This is a genomic window from Sulfurimonas lacustris (genome assembly GCF_059705355.1).
The window spans coordinates 961,338-981,847 of the sequence record NZ_AP046125.1; the positions used below are offsets into that span (position 1 = coordinate 961,338).

Here is a 20,510-nt window from a genome sequence, read left to right on the forward strand (position 1 = left end):
TATGTAAAGTTATATTTCATTATCTAACTTTTACTAGAATATCCTTTTTCATTTAAGGATATTCATGAAACAACTTCTCTCGATTTTGAACTCTCTAAAAAGTACAATTGTTATGATGCTCATTTTTGCAGCAGCGATTGGTTATGCTACTTTTATAGAGAACGATTATGGAACGATGACTGCAAAAGCGGAGGTTTACAACGCTTTGTGGTTTGAAATACTTATGGCTCTTTTGGGTCTGAATCTCGCCTTAAACATGTACAGATTTAAGATGTTTAGCGTAAAAAAAGCTCCTATCTTCATCTTTCACCTCTCCTTTTTAATCATCCTCTTAGGTGCCGCGGTAACAAGATATATCGGCTTTGAGGGAACGATGCATATTCGCGAGGGGGATACAGCAACCACGATGGTTAGTATGGAAAACTACTTTAGTGTCAGTGCAAAAGTGGGTGAAGAGGTTGTCTCTACTTCTAAATCAGTCTATCTCTCTAAAATGAGCAAAAACACACTGGATGCTTCTCTTGATGCGAGTGGCAAAAAAGTAGAAGTTTCACTCTCACAGTATATTCCAGATGCTATTGAAACCCTTGTAGAGGGCAGTGAGGGTGGAGAAGAGGTGCTTGAGATGATGGTTGCAACGAATGAATCAAGCCAGCCTTTACGACTTAAAAAAGGTGAATTTTACGAAAACAGTGAGTTTGCCATCGATTTTGGTTCAGGAAAAATGTTTTTAGTTCCTACAATCTCTATCTTTTCACAAGACGGCAAACTTTTTATGAAACATGAAATACCGCTACGATTTCTCAACATGGATAGTAAAGAGCAGGGCGAAATCGCTCCAAGCCAAGAGAGCAAACTCCACTCAAGAACCCTTTTTGGAACCCAGAGCGGCAACTTTGTAGTCCGAAGCTACTTCAAGCATGCGACACCAAAAATCGTCTCCGATCCAAACGCCTCTCCTATGCGCCCTGGGCGTGATGCGTTTGTCTTTAACGTAAAAGTTGCAGACGTGGCTAAAGAGGTGATGGTTTTTGGACAAGCTGGCAGAGTTGCTAAAGAGAGCCACGATATTATCAATGGCGTGGATGTCCATATCTCGTATGGTGCAAAGAGGTTAGAACTTCCTTTTGGAGTAAAACTTATCGATTTTCAGCTAGATAGATACCCAGGGTCAATGTCTCCTGCATCGTATGCAAGTGAAGTTGAGCTTGTTGATAATGAAAAAAATATCCACATGCCTTATAGGATTTACATGAACAACATTTTAGAACACCGTGGATACCGCTTTTTCCAATCCTCTTATGATCAAGACGAGATGGGAACAGTGCTCTCGGTCAACAACGACCCTGGGACACTTCCATCATACATAGGCTATTTTCTTCTAGGTTTGGGGATGTTTTGGGCGCTCTTTTCGAGAAGCAACCGCTTTGCGCAACTCTCGGAACGTGCTAGAAAAGCGAGTGCGCAGCAGATGCTGAGTGCTCTTCTTGGGTTGGGACTACTCTTTAGTACTGTACCGTCGTACGCAGAAGAGTTAAATCCTGCTCTTAAAACCATCCTTTCTTTTGACAAAGAGCATGCCGCAAAATTTGGTGAGCTTATCATTCAAGACAGCGGCGGAAGGATGAAACCGCTCGATACTCTCTCAAGAGAAATCGTTGCAAAGATTCATAAAAAAGCTTATGTAGCTATTGGCGAAGAGAAGCTAAACAACAATCAAGTTATTTTAGGGATGATGCTCAAACCTGATGTTTATAGAGATTTAAAAATTATCGCAACAAAAAATGAAGAGGTCAACAAAAGAATCGGCGTACCCGCAGATACGAAACATGCCTCTTTTTCACAGTTTTTTCTAAGCCCAGAGACGCTTGAGGGGTACAAACTTGCCGAAGCGGTCAATGAAGCGATAAGAAAAGAGCCAAAACATAGAGACCTTTTCGATAAAGCAGTTTTAGAAGTAGATGAGCGTGTTAACATCTCCTATGCTGTTTACTCTGGCGCACTTATCAAAATCTGGCCAAAGCCAAATGATGTGAACAACAAATGGTATGAAACAGTAGAAGCGCTCCAGACGTTTGAGCCTGAAACTGCAGAAAAAATCAGAACTATCGCATTTGACTACTTCTCAGCACTAGATAGTGCTCTTGCTGGTGGCAACTGGAGCGGGGCAAACAGTGCGATAGAGAAAATAGTAAGCTACCAGACGTTTTACGGTGCGGCGGTTCTTCCATCAGAGGAGCACATCAAGGCGGAGATGTTTTACAACTATGCAAATATATTTGAACGCATCTACCCTCTGTACTTTTTAGTGGGCTTTATACTTCTTATAGCGAGTTTTATCAAGATACTTAAACCAACGCTCAACATCAACATTTTGTCAAAAGTCTCACTTGGAGTGCTGAGCATCTTTTTTGTCGCACACACTTTTGGGCTTGGACTTCGCTGGTACGTTGCAGGACATGCACCGTGGTCTGACGGATATGAGTCTATGATTTACATCAGCTGGGCAACTATCTTAGCGGGGATGTTCTTCTCAAAACGCTCTTCCATGACGATGGCATCCACAGCGGTTTTAACTGGACTTATCCTCTTTGTAGCACACCTAAACTGGATGAACCCGCAAGTGACGAACTTAGTGCCAGTTCTTAACTCCTACTGGCTAAGTATCCATGTTGCCGTTATTACCGCAAGTTACGGATTTTTAGGACTTGGTGCACTTTTGGGATTTGTAACGATTCTTCTCTTTGTCTTTAAAACTCAGAAAAATGAAAAACATATCTCACTTTCCATCAAAGAGCTTAACTCCATCAATGAAATGGGACTTATGATTGGTCTTGCATTGTTAACACTTGGAAACTTCATCGGTGGTGTCTGGGCAAATGAGAGTTGGGGACGCTACTGGGGATGGGACCCAAAAGAGACATGGGCTCTGGTAACGATTTTGATCTATGCTGCTGTTGTTCACTTGCGATTTGTCAAATCCATTTATAGCGAGTTTAACTTTAGTGTTATTTCGTTGCTCTCTTATACTTCGGTTATCATGACATATTTTGGAGTAAACTACTATCTAGCAGGTATGCACTCCTACGCAAAAGGCGACCCAGTGCCGATTCCTGATTTTGTACCTATAACCTACACAATTCTCTTTATCGTGATAGCTGTAGCGTTTAGAAATAGAAAATTGGCATAGAGGTTAAAGGTGGAATTTCAAGGTTTTAAAGGTACGCTTGATTTTTTAAAAGAGATTCGCAAAAACAACAACAAAGAGTGGTTTGAGGCGCATAGGGATGTGTATGAAAAAACTATTCTAAATCCCTCAAAAGCGTTTGTCGTTGAGATGGGGGAGCATCTTTTGGCACTAGAGCCAACTGTTGAAGCAGAGCCTAAAATGAACAAATCACTCTTTAAGATGTACCGAGATGTAAGACGTATGGGTGAGAACAAAGAGCCTCTCAAGTCTAAAATCGGTATCATTTTTCCTCAGGGTGGATGGAATGGGTGCAGACTGCAAAAGTCATCATTTTACTTGCACTTTTCTCCAGAGGAACTTTTTGTAGCTGTTGGTGTGAGATGGTTTAACAAGCCGATGCTTGATGCTTACCGTGAGTATATAAAAGAGGATAAAAGAAGAGCCTCCCTTGCTAAAACACTTCAGAACCTCACCCAGATGGGATACAGTACGATAGAAAAAGGGTACAAAAAGTATCCAAAAGGGTTTGCTGCAGAGATGGCTAATGTTGAATTGAGTTTGCAAAAAGGGATGGCAACGTATAAAGTGTTAGACCCAAGCATCATAGAAAATGGTGAAGAACTCATCAACACACTCTATAAAATCTATGAAGAGATGCTACCCTTGCAGCAAATAATGTATGAAGTAAGTCAAAGAGCAAAAGGAGATGGAAAATGAAAAAAGAGGCAATCGTTTTGCTCAACATGGGCGGACCAAACAACTTAGAAGAGGTCGAAGTTTTTTTGACCAATATGTTCAATGATAAAAATATTATCACCGTTGGAAGCTCATTGCTGCGAAGTTTTATCGCGAAGATGATTACTTTTACACGAACGGAAAAGTCGCAAGAGATTTATAGACAAATCGGCGGTAAATCTCCGATAGTCGGACACACAAAAAATCTTGTTGCAAAGCTTCAAGATAGAGTTGGAGAGAACATTATCGTCGATTTTGCGATGCGTTACACTCCGCCTTTTGCTTCTGAAGTTATTGCGCGACTTCAAGGGCAAGATATCGAGAAAATCTACCTTATCCCGCTCTATCCACAGTGCTCTACGACGACAACAAAGTCATCATTGGAGGACTTTGAAGAGCAGTACCACCTCAATGGCGAGGATGCGATTTTGGTAGAGATAAAGCACTTTTTTGAGAACCAAAACTACAACAAAGCGATTTTAGAGCGTATAAAAGAGAGAGTAAGTGTGGGCGAATCTGCTGAGTTTGACATCATCTTTTCTGCTCATGGGCTCCCAGTAAAAGTAATCGAGCGTGGCGATGTGTATCAGCGACACGTAGAGAAACACGTTAGGATTTTGACAAAAATGCTAGAAGAGGAGGGGATGCAATTTGCGAATGTGCATCTTGCGTACCAGTCAAAAGTAGGACCTATGGAGTGGCTCAAACCCTCTTTAGAGGAGAAGCTCACAGAGATTAAGAGCCGAAATGTCGTGATTTTCCCCATAGCTTTTACGATTGACAACTCCGAGACTGATTTTGAGCTTGAGATAGAGTACCGTGAAGTTGCCCATGAATTAGGGTTTAAAGAGTACAGAGTTTGCAGATGTCCAAATGACAGCGACTACTTTGTAGAGGCACTTGTAGAGCTTTATGCAAAGATGAGATGATGAAAATCGTTATCTTTGATATGGACGGCACACTGCTTGATTCTAAAAAAGATATCACGATTTCTATCAACTACGTAAGAGAAAAAAACCACAACCTCCCGCCTGTAAGTGAAGATTATGTTGTCGATGCGATTAATGCGGAGGTACGCAACCTCTCACAGCTTTTTTATGAGACAGAGATTTATCTTGAGCGTGACAGAGAGCTTTTTGAGAGCCATTATGATGTGCAGTGCGTCCAAAACGTCACGCTTTATGAGGGTGTAGAGGAGACGCTCCAAAAGCTCATAGAGTATGGTGTCAAAATCTCCGTTGCCACTAACGCACCTACGCAGTTTGCCCTAAGAATGCTTGAACACCTGAGTGTGAGAAACCTTTTTGATGTTATCATAGGCGCAGACAGGGTTGTAAACTCCAAACCAAGCCCAGAGATGCTTCACTACATCCTCAACCACTACCGATATGAGAGCGCAAAGCACCAAGCGTGGATGGTTGGGGATAATTCAAAAGATGTCTTGAGTGCTAGGGCAGCAGGCATAAAACCCATCTTTGTTACATGGGGATTTACCTCTTCAAGTGATGAGGAGAGAGTCGTAAAAACCCCAAAAGAGCTCCTCGACATCGTTTTATAAATTTTTATGATACAATATTTTGACCCCATCTTAAGGATGTAGAGATGTTTGATGCTGATTTGCTTGTCGCGTTTGCTTTTATGGGCGCGCTTTTTTTAAGACAGATTTCGATTTATAAAGAGCCAAACAAGATAAACTACGCACCACTCATGATAGGCATTGGCGCCATTAGTGCGACGTTGCACTTTATCACGCACCCAGAAGCCACACAAACGCTCCTTGTACTCAAAGAGAGCCTTTTTCCTATTTTAGTCTCTTCCATCCTCTTTTTTATCATTAACATCTTGCATCAAACCCAGATTTCAGAGGATGCGAAAATGCAGCAAGAGTTCGCAAAGGTGCTCATAGAAGAGCTTCGAGAACTCAAAGAGTTTAGTGCAGAGTTAGAGAAAAAGATGATTTTAAGTCAACAAGAGGAGAGAGAATCGCAAGAGCAACAGCGAGAGAAGTTTCGCCATGACATAAAGATACTTGATGCGATTTTGGAGAATCAAAACAGATTTTTAGAGGAGTTTGGAAAGTTGCAGACGTGGCATGAGGATGTCAGTAAATCGTTTGAAAACTTTACAGAGGTGCAGCTTCCATCACTTGATAATGTCGTGCATAAACATATAGATATCTTCCGTGTCGCGGAACAAGACCACTTTAACAAGGTAAAAGCAACCTTAGAGAGAACACTCCAAACCAAAGAGAGTATCGCAAAAGAGATAAATGAGCTCAAAGGCGATATGCAAGAAATCGGCATGATGGCGCAAACGATAGCAAAAACCATCACAAAGCAGACGTTTGAGCAACTTGTGGATGTAGTAAGACCTTTTGAAAAAGAGCTTTTTGCTTTAAAATCGCACACGGAGGGCGTCAATACTGCACTTTATGAGAGCGAAAACAAGCTTGGCGGCATACGAGAACAGAGCGAGATGATTATGAAGCAGATGCTTCTCTCTTCTAAAAAAATGAGCGAACTCCAAACACAAAACAGCTCCTTGCACGATGTTTATGCGATGATGCGAGAGCTTATCAAAGAGATAGAGACTATCCGCTTAGACTACATAAAAGCGCAGTCGCAACTGAGTATGATTGTTGCAGAGTTACAACACGTACAAGCAGACCAGACGCAGAAAAACAAAGAGCAGATGGAGACATTTTTGGCTACACTCAAGGGCGACATAGATGCATCTTTGGAGAAGATAAGCACGCATAGCGGCGAGACAGACGCTATCTCTTCAAATCTAAAGTTTTTATCCAAACAGGCGCAACTTAAAAACAGATATACAGAACTGGAGAGCTAGTCTCAAATGCAAGAAAATGAAAAACAAAAGATACTTAAGCAGGTTATTTTTTTAAATATTTCGCTTGTTGTTGCTGAGATAAGTGCCGGAGTTTATAGTGGTTCGATGGCACTTTTGGCAGATGCACTTCATAATCTCGGTGATGTTTTAGCGCTTATCATCTCCCTTGTTGCGCTTATCTACGGAGCGAAAAAAGCAACAGATTCGATGACGTTTGGGTACATAAAAGCGGAGATGATGGCTGCTTTTCTCAATGCACTCTTTTTGGTTGTGACTATGCTTTTTATCTTGGCAGAGTCACTCCATCGTCTCTTTGTGCCAAACGATATAAACGCCCCCATCGTCATAGCTGCATCCCTCATAGCGCTTCTTATCAATGCGCTTAGCACATGGCTTTTAAGCCAAAAAAACTTAGAACACCACCACCATGAACATGACGACCATCACCATGATCATCACCATGAAGATATGAATATAAAAGCAGCGTATCTGCACATGCTTAGTGATGCGGCACTCTCACTAAGCGTCGTTGTAGGCGGGGTGGTTATCTACCTCTTTGGTATCGTGGTTATCGACACTCTTTTATCGCTTCTCTTTAGTATCTATATCATCAAAGAGACACTGCCGCTCCTTAGAAAGTCATTTTTTGCGTTGATGGATGCCAATGTTGACGATATCAAAGAGATAGAACAGCTTATCCTTGCTTCAAGTGAAGTCGCCTCTGTTCACGACTTGCATCTTTATCGTCCCAACTCAAGAGAGTGTTACGGATCTGCTCATATAGTACTGAGAGAAGATTTATGCTTAAGTCAAATAGAGACTATCTTAGAAACAATAAGAGAGCGGCTTAGTAACGCAGGAATAACCCACTTCGTCCTTCAGCCTGAGAGCATTAAATACAACCTCAAAACAGGATGCTGTTTTATGCACTAATACCAAAGTACTATTTACTTCCATTTCTCCCTGTGTTAGAATTTGCACATAATTTAATACGGAGGCGTAACATGGCAACTGGAAAAGTAATAGGACAGATACAAGTAACGGAGGGCAACATCAAGATTGTTGGTGTTGATGGAGTTGTTCGTGAGCCGAGTTATGAGGGTTATGTTTATGAAAATGAGCAAGTTATCAGCAGTGATGCAAATGCTCTCTTTCAAATCAAGTTTTTAGCACTTCCTGAAGCAGTGGCGTATGATGGTATCTTTAAAATCTTGGCAGACGGCTCGGTCGTACATGGTAGAGATGCGATGGAGAGCGTAGCGAGTGACGAGAGTCTTGCTGATGCCATTAAGACAGCATCGGGTGAAGGCGATATGGAAGACCTTGAGACCGCAGCTGGTGAAGAAGGAGCAGAGGGAAGCTCATCGTTTACTGAGACTGACATAGTGGCAAGCTCTAGTGTTCTTGGTTTTTTCAGAGGTACAAACGGTGAACTTGGCTTTGGTATAACTGAATTTGCAACGGTACCAAACGAAGATGCCGGAGAGATAGCACCGCCTGCTATCACATCTCCAAATGTTGTTATCTATGATGAAAATGATACTATTCCTGTCATTCAGGTTACAGCAACAGCTGAGGGTAGTGTCACGTACAGTATCGCTGGACTAGATAGTGAACATTTCAATATTGATTCTGCAACAGGTCTTATAACTTTCAAACAGTCTCCAGACTTTGAAAATCCAAAAGACACAGAGAGTGACAACGAGTATAATATGTATGTCACTGTAACAGATCAGTATGGAAACTACACAACACAGCTTCTCTCTGTCTCTGTAAACAATGTCAATGAAGCAGTGACTGCTGTTGATGATACAATCAGTGCAGTAGAAGATATGGTTATTAGCTCGACAATTGATTTGGATGCAAATGACTATGATGTGGATGGAGATAATCTTACTGTTGTTGCAGGTGAATTTACTACACAAGAGGGTGGTAACATACTCATCAACGCGGATGGAAGTTACACTTATACGCCACCTACGAATTTTAATGGTGCGGATAGTGTAAATTATACCGTTACGGATGGGGAGTTTACAGACGTGGGCTTATTGACTATAGATGTTGGAGCTGTTAATGATGCAACACAAATCAACAACGATAGCGCAACAACCGATGAAGATACGTCGGTTACTATAGATGTGTTGGCAAATGATACGGATGAAGATAGCCCGATATCTCCGGTTGCGTCAGTAACGAATGGTTCAAACGGAACGGTTGTAATAAACGAAGACGGTACGCTTACATATACCCCAGAACCTAATTTTAGCGGGGAAGATAGCTTTACCTATACAAATACGGAGAATAATACGGCTACGGTAAATGTGACTGTTAATGCGACTGCGGATATTCCGAATTTGAGTATAAGCATAAAAGAAACAGAAGAAGCAAAAAGTGAGCGGGTAATCGATGAAGAAGCAAATGAGGAAGCAGGTATTTATCAAGGAGAAGATGGACTCTATTATAAAGATGAAGCGGTAGTTATCAGTGATGAATATGGTATGAATAGCAAGCTTAATCAAGGTCATTTTATTACATTTGAACAATCAATGGAATTAGCAGATGTTGTGAAGTTGGCTACACGATTTACTGGAACTTCGTATGCAACGATTCAGTTCTATGAGGGCGAAACTCTTGTTGATGAATTACCATTACTAGGCGAAAAAGGTGTTAGTACTCTAAATACTTATACTCCTAACGAATCGTTTGATAAAATTGTTTTTGTTATAGATGGTGATCACACATCCGCAATTTTTCTGGAAAGTTATTCTTTTGAATATTTGGTGCCAACGGTAGTTGATCCAATTACAAAAGAAGTAATTACTACGGTTTATGAGTACACTATAACACCAGAATCTGAATTGACTGATGATAGTGAAGAGTTGAGTGAGGTTGAGATTAATTTGGGAGAGGCTCTTGAAGGAGTTGACTTAGTTGATAATGATGATGGCACTTATACTTTTGAATCAGACGAACAGTTGAGTTCTGATGTTTTAGATGGAATTACTGCAAGTATAACATCTACTGAAGACAGCAATGGAGATGAAGCAACCATCACTGTAAATCAAAATGGAATAGTAAGCATTGTAGGTGGAAGCGGCAGTGATGCTATCGAATATGATGAATATGATACATTTGATACTGAGATAGACGGTGGAGATGGATTTGATACAGTTATAGGAGATTCAGAGGAGATAGATCTCTCTAATGTATCAAATATTGAAGTTATTCAGCTGAACTCAGACGCAACAGTGATTGGTAGTGGAGATGGCAATAGTATCAATCCTGATGATGTTTTAAGTGCAACGAATGAGGGTGTATTGATTATTCATTCAGATGATGGCGATGCTTCTACGCAGGCATATGCAGATAGCACATTTGGTGATGCTACCACAGTAGTTATTGATGGTAATAGTTATGCTCAATATATTAATGGAGATGCTACGCTATTGATTCAAATTGAAGATATAGATGCACCGTTATAAATAACTGCTATTTTGCCCATAAGCGCTTTTATGCGATGGGTAAAAATTTAGTTACTTAAACTTCAACGCAAGTGAGATTCTATCGCTCACTCCTGCTTTTTCAAAGATATGATGCACATGACCTTTGACGGTGGATAAGGCGATTTTCTCTTTTTGCGCTATCTCTTTATTGCTCAGTCCCTCTGCAATCATAAGTGCTATATCTTTCTCTTTTTCAGTCAGCCGTGGCATAAACTCTGGTTCATTTTTCTTATTGGTTTGCATAAACTTGTTGATGATAAAGTATGTCAAATCGGCAAAGAGCCAGTTGTTGCCATCTTCTACCGCTTGAAGCATTTGGAGGAGATTTTCTTTGTTACTATAAGCATTTTCATACCCTTTTATGCCGCTGCCAAGAAGAGTTGAGGCGTGGTAAACCTCTGGCAGAGCGTGAAAGAGTAAAACAAGGGCATGAGGATACTCTTCTTTGAGCTTTTGCAGTGCATCTTGGATATTGGAGATGCTCATCTCATCAAACATAACGATTGTTCTCTCATCTTGGTTTCCCAGCTCTTCGAGTAACGCATCAAAACTCTCAAAGCAAAGTGTCTCGTAAGACTTTTCTAAAGCTCTCTCCCAATGTTTTTGAATGGAAGACATGTTTGTGAAGAGTAGAACCTTTTTCATAGTTACCTTTCGCTTAATACATTTTCGCGTGCGCGCAGTATTGGTTTTAAGATATAGTCAAGTACCGTCTTTTTCCCTGTAATGATGTCAACGTCAGCCGTCATCCCAACCATGATGTTGAGTTTTTTCTCCTCGCCGCTAAGATAGTTCTTGTCCGTTTTGATGCGTACAAGAAAGTAGTTTTGTCTGCTTGCTTCATCGTAAATGGTGTCCGCACTGATGTGTGTGAGTGTGCCATCTAGTGAGCCGTAAATCGCAAAATCATACGCTGAGAACTTTACAATCGCACGCTGTCCGGGAAATAAAAATGCGATATCCGCAGGTCTAATCTTCGCTTCTATAAGAAGATTATCTTCCGTAGGGACGATTTCTATGATGTTCATCCCAGGTCTTACAACGCCTCCCACTGTGTTCACAAGGAGTTGTTTGATGGTTCCATCTACGGGAGAGCGTACAAGGGTTCGATTTACCTTGTCTTCTCTGGCAACGTTCGCGCTCTCTATCCTCGCCATCTCGGCTTTGGTTTCATTGAACTTCTCTTTGGCGATGTTGCGAAACTTAAACTGAAGCTCTAAGATGTTGTTTTGCTGTTCATTGATGATGGAGTTGAGACGAGGGATGGAGAGTTTGGTAGATTTCATCTGCCCTTCGATGCTGCTTGCTTCTCTTTGGAGTTTGAGATATTCAACTTCAGAGACTATCCCCTTGTCAACTAAAGGCTTGTTAAGCGCTAGCTCCCGTGTGATAAACTCATAGCTTTTTGTCAAGTTCGAAAGTTTTGCTTCGGTTTCCTTGAGTTCGTCTCTTTTTTGCTCTAAGCGGTGTTTGTAGATGAGTATGTTGTTCTCTAACTGCTCTTTGTTACTAAGGTAGAGTGACTCTTCATATCGGATGAGTTCAGGAGCATTTTTTCTAATGGCATCACTCGCATTAAAAGGAGTTCCTGTTGATTCTGCTAAAAGACGAATACTTTTTGCTTGAAGTTCGTTGTAGCGAAGTTGGCTCTCTGTAAAACTACTGACAAATCCAGTGTCATCAATCTTGATAAGGATGTCGCCTTTTTTTACCCTCTCACCCTCTGCAACAAGAATTTCACTCACAATCCCACCCTCAAGGTTTTGGATAACCTGCACTTGAGAGGAGGGGATAACCTTTCCCTGTCCCCTTGTAAGTGCATCAATCTCTGCATTATAAGCCCAGTAGATAAGCCAAATGATAAAAAAAGCACTAATCCAGAGCATCAGCTTTGTGGCAAGAGTATGATGTGTAATCATTGCAGCGCTTACGGAGTTCATATACTCCAAATCTTCCTCATTTTTGATACGAAGATTTTTAATATCTTTTTTGTTGTAAGAGTACTCTATAAAATTATCTTCAAGACGCATCAGCTACTCTTTTTTTTGGTGTTTGAAGCTGTGTAAGCACTTCATCGTGAGAACCATCCAGTACTATTCTGCCTTTGTCGATTAAAATGAGCCTTTGTGTTAGACCAAGCAAAATATTCTTATGTGATATCAAAATCACTGTTTTGCCAGCCTTGTAACTTCCCAAACCTCTGATAAAGTTGTTTTCATGCGTGCTGTCCATAGAGTTTGTAGGCTCATCAAGCAGTACGATAGGCGCTTCATGGATAAAAGCACGTGCGATGGAGATGGACTGTTTTTGTCCGCCTGAGAGACCATCACCCCTCTCTCCGATAGGCATGTCGTACCCCATCGGGTGCGTATCTACAAAGTTATTTACCCCGCTGAGTCTGGAAACTTTGATAATCTCTTCATCGCTTGCATTTGGAGAGCGCAGAACGATATTTTCTTTGAGTGTGCCTTGAAACAAAATAACATCTTGTGGTACATAAGAGATGTTATGCCTCAAATCAGCAGGATCAATCTGCTTGATATCGATTCCGTCTATTAGGATTGAGCCTTCTGTTGGTTCATAAAGACCAAGGACAAGCTTTTCAATCGTTGTTTTTCCAGAACCATTGGTTCCTATGATGCCTACGCTCTCTCCTGGGTTGATAGTGAAACTCACATCTTCCAATATTTTGTTATCGGTATGCGGATAAGTAAAGCTTACATGCCTAAACTCTATTTTTCCTTTAAAAGATGGACGTTGTACAAAGTTTCTAGCCTCTTCACGCTCCACGGCGAGCTTCATGATATCATTGATGGCATTATAAGCAGTTTTTGTCTGCTGAAAATTTGCGATGAGTGCTGCGACTTGACCAAGTGGTGCTAACATTCTTGAACCTAGCATGACCACGGCAATAAGCCCACCCATCGTCAACTCTCTCTCGCCTATGGCATAAACCCCTCCGACAATAAGCATCACGGTGTTTATCTGGACGATAAAATTGACAACGGTTGAGATTGAGTTGGATAAAATCTTGGATTTTAACCCTTTTTTTGCCACATCACCGGTTGCCTCTTCCCATTTCCATTGGTACTGTCCGCTGATACCCAAAGCTTTGATGGTTTCAAGAGCGGTCAGCGACTCTATAAGAACGGCATTTTTTCTTGCAGATGCTTCATACGTATTTTGTACACTTCTTCTCATCGGTTTTTCAACAAAAATACTATAAATCATAATAAGAAGTGCGCTAAAAATTGGAATCGCAATAAGCCAACCGCCGATAATATAGATGATAAATAAAAAGATTATAGTAAAAGGGAGGTCGATAATGGCGGCAACAGAAGAGGCCGTAAAAAACCCTCTTATGGAATCAAAATCCTTGAGATTGCTTGCAAAAGAGCCTACGGAGCGTGGTTTTGAAGCTATTTTTAGGTTGAGTACATGCTCAAATATGATGGAAGACATGATAACATCGCTCTTTTTGGCAGCATTTTCAAGAAAGTAGGAGCGCAAAAATTTTAAGACAATATCAAAAATATAGATTGCGACGATACCAACTGTAAAGACCCAAAGTGTGTCGATAGCATCGTTTGGTACAACTCTGTCATACACGTTTAGCGTAAAAATAGGAGTCGCCATAACAAAGAGATTTATCAAAAAAGAGGCAATGATAACATCGGTATAAACACCGGAAAAATACCTTAGTGTTCCCCAAAACCAGTGATGTTCATCGTGTTTTAAAAGACGGTTATGTGCATCGTTATAGTGGTGTTCATGTCTAAGCAAAAATGCAAAATTTATATACTCAGCCTCTAAAAACTCGCTTTGAACCCAATTTTCACTCTCCCCAACCTCAGGCAATATGATTTTTGCATATTTTTTATCGGGACTTATCTCTGTGAGTATGCACGCTCTCTCATCTCCATGTTCACCTTTTAATATAAGTATAATCGGCAAAAGCAGAGGGGATATATCTTTAAATGAGTAGTTTACTAACTTAGAGTTAAATCCTGCACGCTGTGCTGCACGATGAAAAGCAGATTTTGAGCCATCTTGGTCAAGTGAAAAAAGTTTGGGAGTCGTTCTGCCAGTAGGAACTGGCAAATCCGCAACAAGCGCATCAGCGCTATAAGGACGGTTGTAGAGCTTGGTAAAGATTACCAAGCACTCTAAAAGAGGATTTTCCATCAAATCACTCAACCGTAATGTTCATCTCTTCTAATATCTTGCCAGTATATGCAAGGATTTGATAGTAAGCGATAAGTCTGTCATACTCAGCAGTAACTTTGCGGTTTTTTGCGCTGTTGTACTCAAGCTCGATATTTAAGAGGTCAATGATGCTTCTTCTGCCAAGTTCATGCTCTTTTTCGTAGTCGGCAACAGTTTCACCGCTCGATTTGATAGTGTTCTCAAGATGTACAAGCTGCTGTTTTGTTGACTCTAGTGTTTGCCATGCTATCTCAGTATAGGCTCTTATGTAACGTCTTGCATCTGCAAGCGTGCTGTTTTTGTTGAGTAGTCTGTGTCGGCTAGCTTCTTTGTTTGCTTTGTCCGCAAAACCGTTGAAAATGTTGTAGCTAAGCACTACAAGAGCGTTGTAACCTGAATCTTCTTCGTAAGGGCTAAGGCTCGGCTCACCAGTAGAAACTCCATGAACATTTTTGTTCCAATACGCCTCCGCTTTGATATCAACTTTTGGATAAAAAGGTGCATCAGAACGCTTCAATGCTGCTGTCGCAACTTCAATATCTGAATGAGAAACAGTAATCTTTGGATGATTTTCCATAGCGACTTTCACTAAAGACTCTAAGTCATTCGCAGGAATATTGCCAACAGATGGCTTTTCTAAGTCTGCTGCTCCTAAATTGCCCGGTAAAATACGCTCAAAGCTTGAAACCGCATTGTCATAATTTTGCTCTGCTAAAAACTGAATACTTAGAGCATTTTCATAACGTGCAAGTGTCTGTTTGTAGTCAGAACTACGACCAACACCCGCTTTTACCTTCTCATCTATTTGTGAAAGATATTTTTTGTGTACTGCTACGTTGTCCTTGGCAATTTGAAGTAACTCATGTGTTCTAAGTACCTCAATATAGTATGTAGAAGCAGCAAGCGCTAACTCATTTGCATTTTCTTTTACAGTATTTCCTGCTGAAGAGATGAGTGCTTTTTGCTGCTCAACTGCATAAGTAGTATCAAGACCGGAGAAAACATTTTGAACTAACACGGCAGAAGCATCTTGGCGAGTTAAACTCTCACGCTCTCGCTCATTGTTAATCGTTTTTGTCACTTCAGGACCTACCGAGTAAGAGAGGTCAACAGATGGCAAATAACCAGCCTGCGCCTTTGGAAGGAGTTTCTTCTGAGCTTCACGATCCTCTTTTTTCATCTCAATCTGCGGGTGCGTCTCAACCGCTTTTTTTACAGCCTCAGTAAGAGACATAGCACTCACCATCATTGGAACCAAAACAACCGAGAGTAATATTGAACGTTTCATCTAACATCCTTTTATGTATATTCATTGAGTTTACTATGTGAAATATTAAGAGGTCCTTAATTATTTTGATTTTTGTATTTAAATAAAAAAACAGTGATTGTTAGTTACGAACTGGCACAAACGCATTATAAAATAACAAAAATTTAAGGCATACTTTTGCATTTCAAATGCATTTCAAATAATAAAATTCAAAAAACAATAGTGAAAATATTTATAATCAGGGGTTTACAAGGTGCATATACGGGTTTATTACGATTATGCAATAGACGCTGTTTTTTAAAGAAAATATACAAAAATAGGGTACTTTTACACACTTTTATCCATTTTTGCACTAAAAAACAATCAAACTACTGGCACAAATCTGGCACCAAAAATGCCACTAAATATTGATTTTCTATAATTATGCTATCTGACTTATCCTACTTATCCATATAATGAATTTGAAATTCAGAATAATCACTACACATTACCTAGTACAATATATTTTAATATTCTTGACCCCTTTACGCTAAAAAAAATCAAAAAAATACTTTTTTTTAACACTCCAATTTGTGAGGTATTTTTTGCACTACTGCCTCAATGAAATTCAATAATTTAAAAAATTGAATTTATATCAAAAATTACATTCATAATTTTTTTACTTTTTAAAAATCAAAAAAATTATGAATATAAGTAGATAAACAAAAAGGAGAAACATATGGATGCAGTCACGATGCATAGCACGGTAACGCGTCTTTTAAAAAAAACAGATGAAGAACAAAAAGCTATCTTGAGGAGCTTTATAAAAATACCTCTTGAGTCAAGAATTAAGATAATGGAAGAGAGTAGAGCTATTTTTTATCCATTGAAAGAAGAGAACAAAGGTATGGAGTTGCAACTACTATCCTACGCATCACTCGTCTTAGCCATAGTTAAGTACGAAGATGCAACCGATGATGTAAAAAAGCACACTGTTGCTATGCGGTCAAAATCTTTTCGCAAACAGCCAAAACGAGATAAACTGCTTGGTAAATGGGCACTTATCAAATCGCTCAAAAACGATGAGAGCTTAAGCTTTCGTCAAATAGCAAACTATTTACAAAAGTACCACAAACTAAGCGTTGTTCACTCTACAATACATGATATGTGGTGTGAATTAGAAGTTGCTAAAAAAGGAGAAAAAGAAAATGATAGATGAAATCTTGATGAATGTAATTCCGGAAAATGTAAAATTAGTGCCGATTGTATTGGTGCATGATAAACAGATTTTTCTCATTAGAGGCAGAGAGGAAGATTTGCAGAATAAAAGAAACTATGTAAGAACCTATCTCATCATGGTGGGTAATGAAATTGTGACATCAAACTATGCCGATACCAAACTATTTATAAGCGAATTAAAGCTCTTTGATAAGGGCAATAAGCAAAATAAATTTACTGTTGTTGAAAAATTTGATGGAGATATCAACCTACGCTTAAAATTATCAAAAGGGCACATCTATATAACGCGTGCCGAAGCTCTTGCAATATTAGATATTTACTATGATTCAAAAAGCGGCGTTGGAACGCAGCGGATTTTGGAATTTGAGCTTAAATTTACACGACAGTTATTAGTAAAACTGCTGAGTGATTCCGGTTTATTAGATAAACGAATCGGAAGATAGTATGGAATATGTATCATACATAGCATTCATTGTTTTTTTCATATTTGTGGCAAAGAGATTTTTCTTTGTCGCAAATCATAAAAATGAAGATGTTGATAATATCGTAGAAAAAGAGGAGCTTGTAATCGAGAAAACTGAGGCAGAGACAGAAATAGAAGAAGAGATTAAAGAAGAAATAGAAGAGATTTTGTATGAAATAAACACACACTCTATCAAAATCAGTCTTTACCCATCTTCTACTTTTTCAAGTTATACAATGATAAATCTTTATAAAGAAATTATTGTAAATAACTATTGGATAAATGAACCGTTTCACTCAAGTTTTATAAAAATTCTCTATTGTGTTGACAAAAATAGTTTTTGGATTCAAAGCTCAAGATCAAAAGAGATTATCATCAATTTCAGAAATTTTGACGGTGAAGAAGAAAGAGATACTGCTGTGCGAGTTTTTGATTTAAAAGAGATCTTGAACGATGTAATCCTTGAAATTGATTGGCATGCACACAAGTATCTCTCAAAGCAATGTATGCAGATTTTACTTCTGAGTTCGATGATTTATACTATCTCAAAATGTGGAAATATAAATGTCCTCATTGAAAAAAAAGAAGATGATATTGAGATATGGGCTTCACTGATTGAGATTTTTTGCATTGAGTTTTTAGAGGAGAGCAAGAGTAAAATCATTCCGACAAACAACATAAATTTACGCCTAATTGAGCAAGTTTATAACGCTGCAATAGATAGAGCAAAAGAGTATCCAAACTATCTTGGCGACAATGATGCTCAAAAAAAAGAGATAAAAATGCTTCAAAATCTTCAACAAAAAAGATTATTGACGCCAAGAGATTACTAATTTGCTGTATTGTCAACTGTTTTTTACTGTATTTTTTGCTGTTGTTAAACTAAAAATACAATATTAAGAGACTCCTGTTATATCGGGAGTTTCATAAGCTCTTTGCAAAAAATGGAAACTGGAAAAAACATTCACTCTCTCACTAAAATAGTACAACCATAATCGAACAAACTCCCGTGCTATCATTACACAATTCAATTTTTAAAAAACATAAAATTAATTAGGTGGAGCTCAGGCAGAACTTCGGATCTATCGCACCATCTCAATCAAAAGAGCCAAGCAGATGCTGCTTGATAAACGAGCAGATTGACTAAACAAACTTTGCCTCAGATAGCGGCTAAATCTATCAAAAGTTAAAAATAAAAAAGGATAAAAAATCAGAGGAAGCGTCTATTACCAAAGTTCACAATTAGCTAAACAGATATTTGAAGCAGGAGCTAAGAAAGAGAATAGAATCAATCCAAGCCATCCCCATTTTCAAAAGGTAGCAAGTTATAAAACGATGGAGAGTTATAGAGCTATTTGGAATAACTTCTTTAACTATTTGCAAGAGCATTGGAGCATAAAAGACTTTGAAAATATATCTGCTGAACATATAACAGCTTATATGGACTACAAAATCGAATATTATCCATCCAAACAGTATTTAGAAAAAATAAGTGCCGCACTGGGCAAACTTGAAATCGCTTTAAAAGTTTTTACAAAAAATATCCATGGAACCCAAAAAGAGTATGACTTTTCAATCAGACAAACCATTTTAGATGAAGCAAGAGATTTAAAATTTGTAGCTAGTAATTATCACAACCGTACGTATAAAAAACCTGAACTTCTGATTTCTCATCTCAAAAACCCACTCCATCAACTTGCCGCAAAAATTCAGCATGAGGGTGGAGCGAGAATAGAGGGTGTTGCACTTATAAAACCTGAACAACTTTTAGAAACGAAACAAGACACTATCACTAATACTCAAAAAGGCATCCTCTTCACAAAAGAAAAAGGTGGCAAAGAGGGAGAGGTTTTAGTATCGCTTGATACATACAACGAACTTCAAAACCATGTCTCTCAAAATTCAAAGTTTAAAATTAATCGCCAAGCTTACTATGAAGATATCAAACAAGCAGCACTTCTCTCAAACGAAATTCCAGAAGCTTCTCATGGTCTTAGATGGAACTTTGCAAAAAGAAGGATGTTTGAGTATGCGCAAGCTGATTATAGTTATGAAGAGTCACTGCAACAGGTGAGTTATGAGATGAAGCATAATAGGGCGAGTATTACTTTGCACTATTTATAGTCATATAATCCTCTTTAAATACAAGATAAATAAATAGAATCATTCATTCATCTTTATAATCCCTTTTTGAATAAGCAGCATTTTTATAACACTTCCAACAGAGCGAAACTCACTCTTGGCATATGCTTCTAGCTCTTGTTTTTGAGACGCGGTAAGTGCAATAGTTATTGAGGCGGTGGATTGTTCTGTTTTTACCTTGCTCCCCTTTGGGCGTCCTTGTTTTTTTTGCAGATCCAAGTGTGTTTTAGTCGGCGCTGTTGTTTCATCAGTTATGAGTTTATCAAATTTTGCGCGAGCCATTAGTTGTACTCCTCGATTTTTCTCATTAAATCTTGCATGATGGAGGATATCTTTTTGTAGGTGTGCTGTTTGAGTCCACTACTTTTTGCAAGTTCTATAATGCTCATTCCATCATTTTCGGCAGTTTGGAGTGCTCTTGTATGTGGGATGGCAAAACAGTCTATCTCCTCTTGTGTATGTTCTGCTAAAAAACTAATAGCATCCTCGATATCACTCTCTTTGATATAGCCATTTACTACAAATAAAACTGGAAGTTGCAAATCTTTTACACGGTTGTAACTTTGCAGGGTTGTTCCTAAAGAGTTGATGGTGGGATTAAACGGTAGAAGTATAAGAGTGGCATTTTTAGCAATACTCTCAAGACGAATATCATCAAACCCTCCAAAATCATACACTACATCTCCACTCTCTATCTCAGGAGCTTGTGCATCAAGTGGGATTTTTATCACTCTATCATCGAGTGTTTTTGTGAGCATGCCGTATGGGTCAAGTTCTATGATGGTTGTGTCAAAGTGAAGAGCTATCTGCGTAGCAAGCATCGATTTGCCGACACCGCCTTTCTGATTATATATGATTATTTGCATTTAATTACCTTGGATATAAATGATGCTAGTATAATACACTTTTAATAGTTTAATTACAAGATAATTAATTGTA

General features: G+C 39.1%; 17 protein-coding genes. 11 read left to right on the top strand and 6 right to left on the bottom strand.

Going from position 1 to position 20,510, the window contains the following annotated elements; all coding sequences use genetic code 11:
- Window positions 1–64 precede the first annotated feature (64 nt).
- The 7 genes from AC6H4V_RS05125 (at window position 65) to AC6H4V_RS05155 (ending at window position 10,254) form a co-directional block, all read left to right on the top strand.
- A complete protein-coding gene (locus AC6H4V_RS05125) occupies window positions 65–3,190 on the top strand; it encodes a cytochrome c biogenesis protein (protein ID WP_428730308.1) in 3,126 nt (1,041 codons plus the stop codon).
- Between the two features lie 9 nt (window positions 3,191–3,199).
- Window positions 3,200–3,907 (top strand): DUF2461 domain-containing protein, encoded by a 708-nt coding sequence (locus AC6H4V_RS05130; protein WP_497607743.1) that lies wholly within the window; start codon window positions 3,200–3,202, stop codon window positions 3,905–3,907.
- On the top strand, window positions 3,904–4,854 hold the full coding sequence (gene hemH, locus AC6H4V_RS05135; RefSeq protein WP_428730306.1) for a ferrochelatase: 951 nt from the start codon (window positions 3,904–3,906) through the stop codon (window positions 4,852–4,854). The genes AC6H4V_RS05130 and hemH overlap by 4 nt, the downstream gene beginning before the upstream one ends.
- Window positions 4,851–5,483: an HAD family hydrolase gene (locus AC6H4V_RS05140; protein WP_497607744.1), complete on the top strand. Its 633-nt coding sequence runs from the start codon at window positions 4,851–4,853 to the stop codon at window positions 5,481–5,483. Before hemH ends, AC6H4V_RS05140 begins: the two co-directional genes overlap by 4 nt.
- A 44-nt stretch (window positions 5,484–5,527) precedes the next feature.
- Window positions 5,528–6,772 carry a coiled-coil domain-containing protein gene (locus AC6H4V_RS05145; protein ID WP_497607745.1) on the top strand — a complete coding sequence of 415 codons (1,245 nt, stop codon included), beginning with the start codon at window positions 5,528–5,530 and terminating at the stop codon, window positions 6,770–6,772.
- Window positions 6,773–6,778: 6 nt separating this feature from the next.
- Window positions 6,779–7,705: a cation diffusion facilitator family transporter gene (locus tag AC6H4V_RS05150; RefSeq protein WP_497607746.1), complete on the top strand. Its 927-nt coding sequence runs from the start codon at window positions 6,779–6,781 to the stop codon at window positions 7,703–7,705.
- A 71-nt stretch (window positions 7,706–7,776) separates the two neighbouring features.
- Window positions 7,777–10,254 (top strand): tandem-95 repeat protein, encoded by a 2,478-nt coding sequence (locus AC6H4V_RS05155; protein WP_497607747.1) that lies wholly within the window; start codon window positions 7,777–7,779, stop codon window positions 10,252–10,254.
- Between the two features lie 51 nt (window positions 10,255–10,305).
- On the opposite strand, the gene AC6H4V_RS05160 is transcribed toward AC6H4V_RS05155, so the two are convergent.
- From AC6H4V_RS05160 to AC6H4V_RS05175, 4 genes are read right to left on the bottom strand one after another with little or no spacing between them, the layout of a single operon-like run.
- The gene (locus AC6H4V_RS05160; RefSeq protein ID WP_497607748.1) at window positions 10,306–10,920 is read right to left on the bottom strand and encodes a response regulator transcription factor; all 615 of its coding nucleotides are present in this window, start codon (window positions 10,918–10,920) and stop codon (window positions 10,306–10,308) included.
- Window positions 10,921–10,922: 2 nt separating this feature from the next.
- The gene (locus AC6H4V_RS05165; RefSeq protein ID WP_497607749.1) at window positions 10,923–12,305 is read right to left on the bottom strand and encodes an HlyD family type I secretion periplasmic adaptor subunit; all 1,383 of its coding nucleotides are present in this window, start codon (window positions 12,303–12,305) and stop codon (window positions 10,923–10,925) included.
- A complete protein-coding gene (locus tag AC6H4V_RS05170; protein WP_497607910.1) occupies window positions 12,295–14,460 on the bottom strand; it encodes a type I secretion system permease/ATPase in 2,166 nt (721 codons plus the stop codon). The genes AC6H4V_RS05165 and AC6H4V_RS05170 overlap by 11 nt, the downstream gene beginning before the upstream one ends.
- A 4-nt stretch (window positions 14,461–14,464) precedes the next feature.
- Window positions 14,465–15,769 (bottom strand): TolC family outer membrane protein, encoded by a 1,305-nt coding sequence (locus tag AC6H4V_RS05175; protein WP_497607750.1) that lies wholly within the window; start codon window positions 15,767–15,769, stop codon window positions 14,465–14,467.
- 697 nt (window positions 15,770–16,466) lie between these two features.
- Between AC6H4V_RS05175 and AC6H4V_RS05180 the strand changes: the two genes are divergently transcribed.
- The 4 genes from AC6H4V_RS05180 (at window position 16,467) to AC6H4V_RS05195 (ending at window position 19,553) form a co-directional block, all read left to right on the top strand.
- Entirely contained in the window at window positions 16,467–16,946 is a 480-nt protein-coding gene (locus AC6H4V_RS05180; RefSeq protein WP_497607751.1) for a hypothetical protein, read from the top strand.
- Window positions 16,936–17,409: a hypothetical protein gene (locus AC6H4V_RS05185; RefSeq protein ID WP_497607752.1), complete on the top strand. Its 474-nt coding sequence runs from the start codon at window positions 16,936–16,938 to the stop codon at window positions 17,407–17,409. Before AC6H4V_RS05180 ends, AC6H4V_RS05185 begins: the two co-directional genes overlap by 11 nt.
- Before the next feature lies 1 nt (window position 17,410).
- Complete coding sequence (locus AC6H4V_RS05190; protein WP_497607753.1) at window positions 17,411–18,262, top strand: hypothetical protein; 852 nt, start codon at window positions 17,411–17,413, stop codon at window positions 18,260–18,262.
- Between the two features lie 502 nt (window positions 18,263–18,764).
- A complete protein-coding gene (locus tag AC6H4V_RS05195; RefSeq protein WP_497607754.1) occupies window positions 18,765–19,553 on the top strand; it encodes a hypothetical protein in 789 nt (262 codons plus the stop codon).
- Between the two features lie 39 nt (window positions 19,554–19,592).
- Here AC6H4V_RS05195 and AC6H4V_RS05200 read toward each other — a convergent pair whose 3' ends face one another.
- Both AC6H4V_RS05200 and AC6H4V_RS05205 read right to left on the bottom strand, forming a co-directional pair.
- Window positions 19,593–19,853: a hypothetical protein gene (locus AC6H4V_RS05200; protein WP_497607755.1), complete on the bottom strand. Its 261-nt coding sequence runs from the start codon at window positions 19,851–19,853 to the stop codon at window positions 19,593–19,595.
- The gene (locus tag AC6H4V_RS05205) at window positions 19,853–20,437 is read right to left on the bottom strand and encodes a ParA family protein (protein ID WP_497607756.1); all 585 of its coding nucleotides are present in this window, start codon (window positions 20,435–20,437) and stop codon (window positions 19,853–19,855) included. The genes AC6H4V_RS05200 and AC6H4V_RS05205 overlap by 1 nt, the downstream gene beginning before the upstream one ends.
- Between the last annotated feature and the right edge of the window lie 73 nt (window positions 20,438–20,510).